The organism is Acidimicrobiales bacterium (assembly GCA_041394185.1).
Lineage (GTDB): Bacteria > Actinomycetota > Acidimicrobiia > Acidimicrobiales > Poriferisodalaceae > JAAETH01.
Genome location: JAWKIQ010000001.1, coordinates 681,102 through 693,499, shown reverse-complemented (window position 1 = coordinate 693,499; position 12,398 = coordinate 681,102). Strand labels below are relative to the sequence as shown.

Genomic DNA, 12,398 nt, shown 5'->3' with positions numbered 1-12,398 from the left:
TCAAGCCCTGACTATGTAGGGCAGCAGCCTTTCGTACAGTGGCTGCGCCTGCTCGAGAACCGGCACCAGCGAGTCGACCAGCTCGGCCTGCTTGGGCGAGTATGGCTGCCAGCCGGTCGACCGGTGAACGCCTTCATACCAGTGGGGGGCCCACACGCCGTCTTCTGGTTTGGGGCCCGCGGGCCACGACAGCATCGCCGGGTCGAAGTCGAGCCCCACCCGCTGGCACACCTGGGCCAGCACCGACCGGGGGTTGGCCAGCAGCTCCTTGGTCTCGATGACCACCGGCTCCTCACCCGAGGCCAGCAACGAGTCGAGGATCTCGTTGAGTTCGACATATCCGGTCTCGCCCAGATCGGCGTCGGGCACGTTCACCTGGAACGAGGTGAGCATCTCGAAGGGATCGCGGGTCAACAAGATGTTCCGGAACTGCGACAGGAACGAGCGGTCGAGGCCCTGTAAGTGTTTGGCCATTTGCTTGAACACCACAACAGGCGTGTCGTAGTCGGCCAGCAGAACGTCGCTGATGACCCTCTGCGCGTCGTCGCTCTGGGCAGCCAGCACATCGTCGCGGCCCGGGTGATCTATACCGGTGCTGCGCAGGTAATGCGCATACAGGGGCTCGTCGACGACGGTGGTGTCGGTGCGCTGCCGCCACGAATACATGAGGGCCGTCGACAGGTTGCGCGGCCCCGACCAGACGTTGATGCGCAGGGTCAAGACCGGGCCTCCTGCTCGGCGATGTCGGCCTCGACGGCGTCGTGATACAAGCCCAGCAGCCTGCGTGTCACCGGCCCCATGCCGGCCCCGTCGCCGATGGTTCGGCCATCGACCATCTTCACCGGAGTGAGAGCGCCGAAGGTGCCGGTAACAAAGACCTCGTCGGCGTCGTAGACGTCGGTCAAAGAGAAGTCTTTCTCCAAGGCCACCATGCCCGCCTGCCTGGCGACCTCTAGCACCAGGGCCCGGGTGATTCCGCCCAGGTTGTAGAAACCGGTCGACGTCCAGACCTCACCATTGCGCACGATGAAGAAGTTGGTGGCGTTGCAGGTCGCAACTGCGCCGTTGGGGTCGAGCATCAGTGCCTCGTCGGCACCGGCCCCGACCGCCTGGATGAGGGCGATTACCTCGTGCAGCTTCGAGTGACAGTTGAGCTTCTGGTCCAGGGTGTCTGGCGGCGGGCGCCTGACCGTGGCGGTGAACAAGCTGATGCCCTCGTTGGCCACATTGGGATCGGCACGCTTGTGCTCGGCGATGATCACCATGTTGGGTCCGCCGACCACGTTTGACGGGTGCTGCGAGGGCGTCTTCTTGTTGCCCCGGGTGATCATCAGGCGCACGTGGACGTCGTCGTACATCTCGTTGCGGTCGATCGTGGCCCTCAGGGCGGCCTCGATGTCTGCCCGTGAGCCGATGTCGAGGTGCACGGCCTTGGCGGCCATGAAGAGCCTGTCGAGGTGGCGATCCAGGAAGGCGAATTGGCCCTTGTGCAGCCTGATCCCCTCCCAGATGCCGTCGCCCACCAAGAACGCGCTGTCGAACACCGAGATCTTGGCCTCGTCGCGGTGGAAGAACTCGCCGTTGATGTAGATCTGAACGTCGGCGTTTCGCTCGTCGGCGACCGCCGAATGGGTGCTCCTGGTCATCTGGACAACGCTAGGCGCTGGACGACATGCACGATCGCGCCAATGTGTAACCCGCCCGCGTCTGCTGCGTCTCGGTCTTGTGACTGTGGGCCACCAATCCGACGCTGCCGACAGCCTGGAACGTCATCTGGTCGGTTTCTACGAAACCCTCGAACCCCACGAACGCCTCGAGCTGAAGTCGCGTATGTGGGCCCGCCTCGATGCCTTGACACGGTTCCGGTTGTCGACAGACGACACCATCTTGTCGGCACAACAGTGGGACCTGGTGGAACAGCTGCGCCACAGCCTGGCGGTTTCCAGGTCGACGCAGCCGACTACTGACAGCACGCCACCGCAGGCCAGGTCGATCACGCTGATCACCAAGGCAACCCGCCTGTGCAACCTGCGGTGTACCTACTGCAACGACTGGGCCGTCGGCCCGGGCCAGTCGATGTCGTTCGAGACCATGGCACGGGTGACCGCCGCCGCGCTCGGCGACCCGGAACACGCCAGCGTCACCTTCCTGTGGCACGGCGGCGAACCAACCCTGTTGGGGCAACAGTGGTTCGAGCGAGCACTGTTCGTGCAGGCGCTGCTGCGACAACCTGGCCAGACGATTCGCAACGAGTTGCAGACCAATGCCACGCGGGTCACCGACGACTTCGCCGCCTTCGCGGCACGGTGCGACATCACCCTGGGCGCCAGCATCGACGGCCCGCCCGACGTTCACAATCGCACCCGGTTATACGCAGACGGCCGCCCGTCCTGGGCCGACGTCAGGCAGGGCTTGCGCGTACTCGAACGCCACGGACACTCGACAAGCGTTCTGATGGTCGTCGATACCGAGATTCTCGAGTTGGGTGCCCAGGCGGTGTTCGACGCGCTGGTGGCCGAGGGGATCACCGGTGTTGGCCTGCTGGCAGCAAAGCCGACGAACCAACCGGGCGCGGCGCCCGGCACACCCACCGATCACTACGTGCCGCCCGCAAGGGCGGCGCAGTTCATCATCGACCTCGACGCTTGCCGAACCGCGGCGGGCATCGACTTCTCGATCCGCGAAGCTGACGACACCTTGCTGCGCATAGGCGGCGCGGACGTTGTCGACTGCACCCTCGGCAGCGACTGTGTTGGCCAGTTCTACATCGTCGAACCCAACGGCGACATCGCCCACTGCGACAACTTCCTGGGCGACCCCGACTATCAGTTCGGCAACATCACAACCCAGACGTTTGCCGAGGTACGCAGCGATCCGCGCATGCAGCGACTGGTCGAACAGAACAAAGCCGAACTCGAGGCGATGTCTTCTTGCCCCGGCTTCGACGTGTGCCAGGGCTGGTGCCCGCACGAGCGCTACACCTCACGCCACCACAACCCGGACCACGACCCCGCGTGTTGTGGGCGGCTTCCCCTTATCGATCACTTCCGCCACGACCGCCGCGCGAAAGCGCCAACCGGTGTGGCGGTTTCGTTGTCGGCACCTCGCCGGTCCGGACCACAGGAGGCCCGAGATGAATCAAGACCCACCCGATGACCAACAAGAGGTCACCGAGGCCGAAGTGGACGCGTTTGCCGCCAAGCTGAACGCCTTCGCCGGCAGCCTCGACCCCCGCGAGCGCGCCATGCTGGACCAGTTGCTGGCCCCACAAGGTGCAGACGCCGACGAGGACGATGTCGCAGGCTTCGCCTTCCACGAGGGCCTGACGCTGGGCCTCGACTTCTTGCGCGGAGGCAAGATCAGCGGCGTCGAGGGCGCAACGGCCTATAACCGATGGAACCGGACCACCAACCCCGACCCGCCACCATGGCGTCGGTGGAACCGCACCGGTTGACCTCGAGGGTGCTTACGACCCGTCGGCCTCGCCCAGGTAGCTCTTGCGCAGGTCTGGGTTGGCCATGAGGGCCTCGGCCGTGTCGTCCAACACCACCCGGCCCGTCTGCAGAACCCAGCCACGGTCGGCGATCGACAGGGCCATGTTGGCGTTCTGCTCGACCATGAAGATAGCTATGCCGGCTTCATGGATCTGCTGGATCAGCTCGAAGTTGGTGCGCACCAGTGCCGGCGCCAGGCCCATGGATGGTTCGTCCATCAGCAGCACCCTGGGGCTGGCCATCAGAGCCCGGCCCATGGCAACCATCTGCTGCTCGCCGCCCGACAGGGTGCCGGCCTTTTGTGCAAGGCGCTCCTTGACCCTGGGGAACATCTCATAGATGCGCTCGAGGTCGCGCTCGATGCCGTCCTTGTCGTTGCGCAGATAGGCACCCAGCTGCAGGTTCTCGAGGACGCTCAGACGCTTGAACAACCGTCGGTTCTCGGGAACCATCGTGACGCCCCGCTCGACGCGGTACGACGTCGGCTTGTCGTTGACCACTTCGCCGTCGAGTACGACTTCGCCAGACGATGGATTGACCATGCCGAGCAAGGTCTTGAGGGTGGTCGACTTGCCGCTGGCGTTGCCGCCCAGCAAGCAAACGAGCTCGCCGGGGTAGATCGCCAGATTGACGTCTTTCAGGATGTGCACCGCGCCGTAGTGGGTGTTGATACCCCGGAACTCGAGAATCGGCTGCCTGGGGTTGCCGCCACCGTCGGGTACAGCGTTGGGAATGGTGTCGCTCATGGAGATCAGGCCCCCTTCTCGATCGGTCGGCCCAGGTAAGCCTCGATGACCTCGGGATTGTTGGAGACCTCCTCGAAGGAGCCCTCGGCCAAGGTCTCGCCGTGGTCGAGACAAACCACGCGGTCCGACACGTCGCGCACCACGTTCATGTCGTGTTCGATCATCACGATGGTGAAGCCCCACTCGCTGCGAAGCCGCGAGATCAGCCCGGTGAGCTCGGCCGACTCCTTGGGGTTCATGCCCGCCACCGGCTCGTCAAGCAGGATGAGCTTGGGGCGCGTCGCCATGGCCCGTGCGATTTCTAGGCGTCGACGGTTGGCGTAGCTCAACACCGACGCCGGCTGTTCGAGCCGGTAGCCGACCAGCCTGGTGCCAAAGAAGCTCAGGACCTCTTCGGCGCGGCGGCGGATCTCGGCCTCTTCTTCACGAAAGCCCTTGGTGTTGAACAGGGCGCCGATGACGTTTTGATGGGTGCGACAGTGCTGGCTGACCATGACGTTCTCGAGGATCGTCATGTTGGCGAACAGCCTGACGTTCTGGAACGTCCGGGCGATGCCGCGCTGGGTGACCTGGTTGGGGTCGAGGCCCACCAGCGAGCGGCCCTCGAACAAGATGTCGCCAGCAGTGGGATGCACCATGCCCGAGATCATGTTGAAGAACGTCGTCTTGCCGGCTCCGTTGGGGCCGATGACGCCCACGATCTCGCCTTCGTCGACGTGGAAGTCGAGATCTCTCAAGGCGTGCAGACCGCCAAACGACACGCTCAGCTTGTTGATCTCGAGGAGTCGGTTGCCGCTCATCGGTCGACCTCCTCGGCGGGGCCGGTCTCGTCGTCGGTGTCGACCTGGCCCTTCAGCCAGGCGTCTTGGAGGAATTCGTCCTGGTGAAGTTCGCGCGTGCGTCTGACGTTGGGCACCAGGCCCTCGGGCCGCTGCAGCATCATCCACACCAGCAGGGCGCCATAGATCAGCAGCTTGTATTCGCTGAACTCCTGGAGCAAGCCGGGCTGTTTGGGACCGCCCAACACACCGACCAGCACGACCGAGCCGGCGATCACGCCGACGATCGAGCCCATGCCACCAACGATGACGATCACCAGGATGATGATCGACACCAAGATCAGGAAAGACGACGGGAAGATCGAGCCGACCTTTGCGGCAAAGATCGCCCCGGAGAACGAGGCCAGGATGGCACCTACCACGAAGGCCATCAGCTTGACGTTGACCGTGTTGATGCCCATGGCTTCAGCGACGCTCTCGTCTTCGCGAACCGCCATCCATGCGCGGCCCATTCGAGAGTGCTCGAGGCGCCACGACACATAGATCGAGATCGCGGCGAATACCAACACCAGGTAGAACACCGACCGAGGGTCGGTGCCCTTGACCTCGTAGAAGCCGAAGTCGGCCGACGGGATGTTGGTGATGCCCTGGGCGCCGTTGAAGTAGCCGCCCAGCCAGTCGGACAAGAACAACAGGCGGATGATCTCGCCGAAGCCCAAGGTGACGATGGCCAGGTAGTCACCTCGCATGCGGATGACCGGTGCGCCGATGAACAGGCCGACCACGCCCGCCATGACGATGGTGACCAACAGTGCACCCCACCAGGGCATGGTTGGGAACCAACTGGGCCAGTCTGGGCCCCGGTTGGGCGATGTCAACACCGCGGTGGTGTATCCGCCCACTGCGAAGAAGGCGACGTAGCCCAGGTCGAGGATGCCGGCGAGACCGACGACGATGTTGAGGCCCAGCGCCAACAGCAAGAAGATGCCGATGTTGGCCATGAGTTCCTGGGTGATATTGCCGGTCACCATCGGGATGATGATGAGCAGTATTCCCGAGACACCGATCAGGGCCGTGGTCTGGCGAGCCTTGGCCGGCCCGGTGGTCTCCTGGTAGGTGCGACGCACGTCGCCGAGCTTGCGCCCGCCTCCCAGATAGCTCGCTGCGGCGGCGATGACGGCCAAGCCCACGGCCGTGGGCCACTTGAGTCCACGCTCGGGCTCGTACAGCACGTCGAGGGCGTCGATGACATCGACGATGAAGCTCTCGAACACGGCCACCAGCACGGTGGTGACCACGGCGGCGATGAACGCCTTGCGCACCTTGGTGGGAACGACGTGCATGGCACCACCGAGCGCGCCCAGCGCTGCACCGATGACGATCCAGACGAACAGGGTGCCCGACCCACCGCCGAACGCCAGCAGGTCGAACAGTTGGGGCGACCAGTTGACCAGCGGGTCGCGCAGGTTGAAGTTGTTGACCAACAGGCCCAGAAGGGTCAGGCCGGCACCGCCGATGGCACCCACACCGGCACCCGCGACGATGTCGCGAGCACCCTTGGACGAGGCCGCCATGCCTTCGAGCACCACCTCGCGAGCCACCAGCCACCCCATGATGACCGGTACCCACAGCAGCGACAGGTAACCCAGCGACAGCACGGGATCGACCAGAAGCCGAGAATCGAGGCCTACGGGCATTCCGGCCAGCGCGATGAAGACCAGCCCCAGAGCGGTGATGGCGCCCAGGCGGACGATCTCGGCCCAGTCGACGTCGAAGGCGCCCCGGTCGAGTGCGACAGCGTGGTTGTTGGGTTGGATGGAGGTCATGCCCGGTCCTCCGATGAAAGCCGCTCGCCGAACAGGCCGGTGGGTTTGATCAGCAGAACCAGGATCAACAGGGTGAAGGCCACCGCGTCACGCAACTGCGACGGGCCAGTGACACCCAACGGGTCCAGGATCATCAGCGGGGCGAGAGCCTCGGCACCGCCCAACGAGACGCCGCCGGCCATGGCACCACCGAGGTTGCCGATGCCACCGACGACGGCTGCGGTGAAGGCCTTGATGCCGGGCAGGAAGCCGGTCAAGGCGGTGACCGAACGGAACAGCAGGCCCCAGAGGATTCCGGCGATTCCGGCCATCGCGCCACCGACCGCGAACGTGGTGACGATGGTGCGGTTGACGTTGATGCCCATCAGGGCAGCGATCTCTTTGTCTTCGGCAACGGCGCGCATCGCCTTGCCGGTCTTGGTGCGCTCGACGAAGTACCAGAGGCCGGCCATCGAGATGGCGGCCACGACGATGACGAGAACCTTGACACCCTCGATGTTCAAGAAGGTGTAGCGGTCGTCGAGCCAGTCGGGGTTGGACGGATAACCCTTGGCTCCGGGTCCGAACAACAGGTTGATGGCGTTCTGAAGGAAGAACGACACGCCGATGGAGGTGATCAGCGGGATCAGCCGTGGAGAGCCACGCAGCGGTCTGTAGGCGACCCGCTCCATGACCACGGCCGTCAGCATCGACACCAGGGTGCAGACCAGGATGGTGAACAGCACCGCGGGGATGAACGCCCCGCCTTCCCAGTAGCCGGCCTCGTCGAGCTTGTTGGCCATGATGAAGCCGGTGAAGGCGCCCACCATGAAGACCTCGCCGTGGGCGAAGTTGATGAAACCCAGCACGCCGTAGACCATGGAATAGCCCAGGGCGATCAGCCCGTACATGGCTCCCTGGCTGATACCCGTGACGACGAGGCCCTTGTACTGGTCCCAGGTGAGACTGCGGGCACCCTCGTCGCCGTGTCGCCATTCGGCGAACGCGTTGTTGGGGTCTATCTGTTGGGCGATGAATGCGATCAGGCCCACTGCGATGAGGGTCAGCAAACCAGCCCTCATGAACAGCAAGAACCAGTCCACCCTGGTGCGGCCGGCGCCTCTGGCGCGAACGGCAGCCGTCATGGGCCGCCCTCCCTGTACGAATCGTGTGTGTTGGGGTTTACAGAGCCCGCATGAGCGAAAGCGGCCCCGCCCTCGCCGGGGCGGGGCCGCTTTGCCATGCGGGTTTGGTATTGGACGATCAGGCTGAGCTCATCGCCCGGTCAGCGACCTGGGATCAGGGCGCGTACTCGAACACGACGTTGTTCTTCGATGCCTCGAGATCGGTGTGATCGAGGTGCTCGATGATCGTGATCTTCTGCGAACCGCAGTCGCCGAAGTCGTCGCAGTTGATGGTGCCGATGACACCGCTGTAGCCCGAGATGCCGTCGAGGTAGTCGCGAACGCCCTGACGGTCGATGACCAGCGTGTCGCCGTCCATGGTGGAGGCGGCATCGATGGCGTCGAGCAGCATGGCGGTGGCGTCGTAGCTGTGACCCCAGAACGGAGCCGACGGAGCCTCGCCGTAAGCGGCGTCGTAGGCCGAGAGGATGTCCTCAGCGGTCTTGCCGGTGCTCTCGTTGACGTTGGTTCCGAAGCGGGTGTCGGGGCCCGAGAAGTACATACCCTCGGACTGCTCGAGTGCCAGGAAACCATCGACCAACAGGCCGTCGGCGGCCAGCAGCACGGTGTCCTCGAGGCCCGAAACGCCAGGAGCCTGATCGGCGACGAAGTCACCGGCGGGCTGGAAGATCGGGAAGAACAGTGCCTGGGGGCCACCGGCAGCGATCTCGGTCAGAGCCGGGACCATGTCGGTGTCTTCCTTGGCGACGCCGGTGAAGCCGACCATCTCGCCGCCGAGTTCCTCGAAGGCGTTGCTGAAGGCGGTGGCGAGACCCTGGGTGTAGGGGTCGCCGTCGTGGATGGCCGCAGCCGTGGTGAGGCCGAGGTCTTCGTACACGAACTTGGCCATTGCAGCGCCCTGGAACAGGTCGTTGTGAGCGGTGCGGTAGTAGCCGACGTTGTAGTTCTCGCCTGCGTTGCCCTGCTGGTCAGAGGTCAGAGCCGGCGAGGTGTTCGAACCCGAGATCATCACCATGCCGGCCTCGCCGATGAGCGGGGCCGCAGCGGTGGCTGCACCCGAGCACGAGGTGCCGATGACACCGATGACCTGCTCGTCGGCCACGATGGTCTGGGCCGCAGCCTGGCCACCGTCTGCCGAGCAGAGGTCGTCGAGCCCGGTGCCCATGCTGACGTCGAAGCCCTTGACCTGGCCATAGTCGGCGATGGCGAGTTCGACGGCGCGCTGGTTGGGCACGCCGAGGAAGGCCACGTCACCGGTGATGGCATTCAGCGAACGAATCTGGATCGACTCGCCAGCTGCGACGCGGACCTCGCCGAGAGCGCCTGCAGAATCGCCGCCGCCGGCGTCGCCGGCTGCTTCGGTGGTGTCCGACGAGTCGTCGGAGTCAGAGTCGCCACAAGCGGCTGCAACCATGCTGAGCGACAGCAGCAGCGCAAGAAGCGTGAATAGTTTCTTCAATGGATCCCTCCAATTAACGGATAGCCGGGCACGCGGTGCCCGCCTCAACCGGGGAACACTAGCAGCGAACCGATCGCCGCGGTCGATACCTGGGCATTCACCGTTCAGAGCAGGTCGGTGCGCTCGGCCCGATACTGCCCTGGGGTGAGGCCCGTGTAGCGGGCGAACTGGCGGGTCAGGTGGGCCTGATCGGTGAACCCACAGCGGGCCGCGACGTCGCTTATCGCCAGCTTCGACTCGGCCAGGAGCGCGGCAGCAGCGCCGACGCGAACACGAGCGACGTACTGGGCGGGGGTCAAACCGAACACCTGCCTGAAGCGCCCGGTCAACTGGCCAGTCGAGCATCCGGCCACCTCGGCGAGGTCGGCCACCCGCAACGCAAGCGTGAGGTTGTCGGTGACGTGGTCGATGACCCGCGTCAGCGAGTTGACGGCGATGTCGTCGGCGCTGGGCGTCTCGAGGTCTGAGCTCATGGACACGATTCCGACCACCGAGCCGTCGCGGCGCACCGGCAGCTTGGTGGTGACATACCAGCCCGCGTCGCCGTTGGGCCTGCGGATCAGCTCGAGCAGGTCGTGCATCGATGCGCCGGTTGTCAGCACGTGGGCGTCTTGGGCCTCGTATTGCTGGGCCCTGGACGGCACGAAGATGTCGGACGCACGCCGGCCGATGACGTCTCGCTTGGATGTCTTGCCCGAACGGTTCAGGAAGCCGTCGTTCACGTAGACGTAGCGGCCATCGGCGTCCTTGATGCAGAACAGGACCCCGTTCAGATGCTCGAACAGCTCGAGGAGTTGGTCCTGGCAATCGAAGAGCACGTGTTTCACGGGTTCGCCCCAGCTCGGCCCGCTACGGCGACCGTGTTTTGTCGAATCCGACGGCGGGTAGGGCACGGATCGTACAAGACAATCCTTGTGACCCCAGTCACGATGGAGGTGATGATCCCGGTGCCAGAGACCGCACACGCCACCACCCCCGACGACCTGGTCGACCCGTCCGTCGAGCTGGTCTCCCGCTGGTTGGCCCAGGCCACCGCCGAGGAGAACCGGGCCGACCGCGCCGCCGCAGGCAAGCTGCGCTCGATCCTGGCCGATCCCGATGGCATTGCGTTCACGCTCGAGTTCGTCGATCGCGTGGCGCGCCCCGACAGCGACACCGTTGGCGCAGAGCAGCTCGCCGACCTGGTCGCCCGCCACGGCACGCCGGCCTTCGCCGGGCGCGTCGATGGGGCGCTGCTGCGGGCCGGTACCACGCTGGCACCCCGGGTTCCCCGACTTGTGATGCCCCTGGTTCGCCGCCGGCTGCGCCAGATGGTCGGCCATCTTCTGGTCGACGCACGGCACCGGCGGCTCGCAGACCACATCGACAAACGCCAGGCCGAGGGATATCGCCTGAACGTGAACCTGCTGGGCGAGGCCGTGCTGGGTAACGCCGAGGCCGACCGACGGCTGGCCATGACCATGGACCTGATCGAGAACTCGTCGGTCGACTATGTGTCGGTGAAGGTGTCATCGGTTGCGGCCCAACTCCACCCCTGGGCCTTCGAGCACAACGTCGAGCGGTTGACGAGTCGCCTGACCCCCATGTTCCAGGCCGCGGCCGCCAACCACACCTTCGTGAACCTAGACATGGAGGAATACCGCGACCTGGCGTTGACCATCGAGGTGTTCGAACGCATGCTCGACAGGCCCGAGTTCCTGAACCTCGAAGCCGGCATCGTGCTGCAGGCATACCTGCCCGATGCCATGGGTGCCCTCGAACGGCTGGTGTCGTGGGCGGGGCAACGCAGGGATCGGGGTGGCGCCGACATCAAGATCAGGCTGGTCAAGGGTGCCAACCTGGCGATGGAACGGGTGGATGCCGCAATGCACGGCTGGAAGCTGGCCACCTATTCGACCAAGGCGGACACCGACGCCAACTACAAGCGCTGCCTCGACTGGCTGATGCAGCCTCACCGCATGCGAGCAGTGCGCCTCGGGTTGGCCAGCCACAACCTCTTCGACGTTGCATTCGCCCGACTGTTGAGCGTCGAACGCGGTGTCGAGTCGAGGGTCGAGTTCGAGATGCTGCAGGGCATGGCACCAGCGCAGGCGCGCACGGTCAAGTCCGAAGCCGGTGCGATGCTGCTGTACACGCCTGCTGTCGCCCCGGCCGATTTCGACGCGGCCATCAGCTATCTGGTGAGGCGGCTCGAGGAGAACGCCTCACCCGAGAACTTCCTTCACAGCCTCGTCGACCTCGCCCCCGCCAGCCAATCGTTTCGTACCGAGGCCGCACGATTCCGCGAGGCGGTGGCCAGACGAAACCAGGTAGTCGCGGCTGCGATGCGCGACCAGAACCGGCACGCCGGTGTCGACTTCAGCGGCCCGCGGACGTCTTCGAGAATGCCCCCGACACCGACCCGACGCTTCAGGCCAACCGCCAATGGCTGGCCGCTGCTCTGGAGTCGGGCAGCGGGGTTCGCACCCCCGACCAGATCAGCACCACCGACGAGGTCGACAGGGTCGTGGCCCGCCTGGCTGCGTCGCCATGGCTGCGCTCTGGTCGACGCGAGCGTGCGTCGGTTCTGGACAGGCTTGGCGACACCATCGAACGGCGCCGAGGCGAGTTCGTGGCAGTCATGGTCGACGAAGCCAACAAGACGGTTGCCGAAGCCGACAAGGAGGTCTCCGAGGCCGTCGACTTCGCACACTACTACGCGCGATGTATAGACGATCTCGAGTGGAACCCGACCCTCGAATCCGAACCCCTCGGGGTGGTAGCTGTGGTGCCACCGTGGAACTTCCCGGTCGCCATACCTGTGGGTGGCGTGCGTCGTCGTTGGCGGCCGGCAACCCCGTGGTGCTGAAGCCGGCTCCCGAGGTTCCCCGCTGCAGCGCCTTGATCGTGGACGCTTGCCGCCAGGCCGGGCTCGACGAGTCCACGGTCGCGTATCTCCGATGCCCCGACAACGAGGTGGGCGCCACCTGA

12 protein-coding genes are annotated in these 12,398 nt (G+C 65.0%); 4 read left to right on the top strand and 8 right to left on the bottom strand.

Annotated elements, in window-relative coordinates; all coding sequences use genetic code 11:
• Together R2770_03345 and R2770_03340 are read right to left on the bottom strand one after the other, a co-directional pair.
• Nucleotides 1–720 (bottom strand): hypothetical protein, encoded by a 720-nt coding sequence (locus tag R2770_03345; GenBank protein ID MEZ5279483.1) that lies wholly within the window; start codon nt 718–720, stop codon nt 1–3.
• The gene (locus R2770_03340) at nt 717–1,646 is read right to left on the bottom strand and encodes an aminotransferase class IV (GenBank protein MEZ5279482.1); all 930 of its coding nucleotides are present in this window, start codon (nt 1,644–1,646) and stop codon (nt 717–719) included. The genes R2770_03345 and R2770_03340 overlap by 4 nt, the downstream gene beginning before the upstream one ends.
• A gap of 85 nt (nt 1,647–1,731) precedes the next feature.
• Here R2770_03340 and R2770_03335 point away from each other — a divergent pair, with 85 nt between their 5' ends.
• Both R2770_03335 and R2770_03330 read left to right on the top strand, forming a co-directional pair.
• Entirely contained in the window at nt 1,732–3,156 is a 1,425-nt protein-coding gene (locus R2770_03335; GenBank protein ID MEZ5279481.1) for an SPASM domain-containing protein, read from the top strand.
• The gene (locus R2770_03330) at nt 3,134–3,454 is read left to right on the top strand and encodes a hypothetical protein (GenBank protein MEZ5279480.1); all 321 of its coding nucleotides are present in this window, start codon (nt 3,134–3,136) and stop codon (nt 3,452–3,454) included. The genes R2770_03335 and R2770_03330 overlap by 23 nt, the downstream gene beginning before the upstream one ends.
• Before the next feature lie 12 nt (nt 3,455–3,466).
• Here R2770_03330 and R2770_03325 read toward each other — a convergent pair whose 3' ends face one another.
• From R2770_03325 to R2770_03300, 6 genes are all read right to left on the bottom strand, one after another.
• The gene (locus R2770_03325; protein MEZ5279479.1) at nt 3,467–4,240 is read right to left on the bottom strand and encodes an ABC transporter ATP-binding protein; all 774 of its coding nucleotides are present in this window, start codon (nt 4,238–4,240) and stop codon (nt 3,467–3,469) included.
• Between the two features lie 5 nt (nt 4,241–4,245).
• The gene (locus R2770_03320; protein ID MEZ5279478.1) at nt 4,246–5,040 is read right to left on the bottom strand and encodes an ABC transporter ATP-binding protein; all 795 of its coding nucleotides are present in this window, start codon (nt 5,038–5,040) and stop codon (nt 4,246–4,248) included.
• Nucleotides 5,037–6,845: a branched-chain amino acid ABC transporter permease gene (locus tag R2770_03315; GenBank protein ID MEZ5279477.1), complete on the bottom strand. Its 1,809-nt coding sequence runs from the start codon at nt 6,843–6,845 to the stop codon at nt 5,037–5,039. The genes R2770_03320 and R2770_03315 overlap by 4 nt, the downstream gene beginning before the upstream one ends.
• On the bottom strand, nt 6,842–7,969 hold the full coding sequence (locus tag R2770_03310) for a branched-chain amino acid ABC transporter permease (GenBank protein ID MEZ5279476.1): 1,128 nt from the start codon (nt 7,967–7,969) through the stop codon (nt 6,842–6,844). The genes R2770_03315 and R2770_03310 overlap by 4 nt, the downstream gene beginning before the upstream one ends.
• Nucleotides 7,970–8,123: 154 nt before the next feature.
• A complete protein-coding gene (locus R2770_03305; GenBank protein MEZ5279475.1) occupies nt 8,124–9,428 on the bottom strand; it encodes a branched-chain amino acid ABC transporter substrate-binding protein in 1,305 nt (434 codons plus the stop codon).
• A gap of 104 nt (nt 9,429–9,532) precedes the next feature.
• Nucleotides 9,533–10,255 carry an AraC family transcriptional regulator gene (locus tag R2770_03300; GenBank protein ID MEZ5279474.1) on the bottom strand — a complete coding sequence of 241 codons (723 nt, stop codon included), beginning with the start codon at nt 10,253–10,255 and terminating at the stop codon, nt 9,533–9,535.
• Nucleotides 10,256–10,342: 87 nt separating this feature from the next.
• Here R2770_03300 and R2770_03295 point away from each other — a divergent pair, with 87 nt between their 5' ends.
• Both R2770_03295 and R2770_03290 read left to right on the top strand, forming a co-directional pair.
• Complete coding sequence (locus R2770_03295) at nt 10,343–12,139, top strand: proline dehydrogenase family protein (protein MEZ5279473.1); 1,797 nt, start codon at nt 10,343–10,345, stop codon at nt 12,137–12,139.
• Between the two features lie 64 nt (nt 12,140–12,203).
• The gene (locus tag R2770_03290; GenBank protein MEZ5279472.1) at nt 12,204–12,398 is read left to right on the top strand and encodes an aldehyde dehydrogenase family protein; all 195 of its coding nucleotides are present in this window, start codon (nt 12,204–12,206) and stop codon (nt 12,396–12,398) included.

What these genes read in the sequence shown, in the direction of transcription:
- R2770_03340 (MEZ5279482.1), bottom strand. Translation starts at nt 1,646, where the DNA reads ATGACCAGGAGCACCCATTCGGCGGTCGCCGACGAGCGAAACGCCGAC.
- R2770_03330 (MEZ5279480.1), top strand. Translation starts at nt 3,134, where the DNA reads ATGAATCAAGACCCACCCGATGACCAACAAGAGGTCACCGAGGCCGAA.
- R2770_03325 (MEZ5279479.1), bottom strand. Translation starts at nt 4,240, where the DNA reads ATGAGCGACACCATTCCCAACGCTGTACCCGACGGTGGCGGCAACCCC.
- R2770_03320 (MEZ5279478.1), bottom strand. Translation starts at nt 5,040, where the DNA reads ATGAGCGGCAACCGACTCCTCGAGATCAACAAGCTGAGCGTGTCGTTT.
- R2770_03315 (MEZ5279477.1), bottom strand. Translation starts at nt 6,845, where the DNA reads ATGACCTCCATCCAACCCAACAACCACGCTGTCGCACTCGACCGGGGC.
- R2770_03310 (MEZ5279476.1), bottom strand. Translation starts at nt 7,969, where the DNA reads ATGACGGCTGCCGTTCGCGCCAGAGGCGCCGGCCGCACCAGGGTGGAC.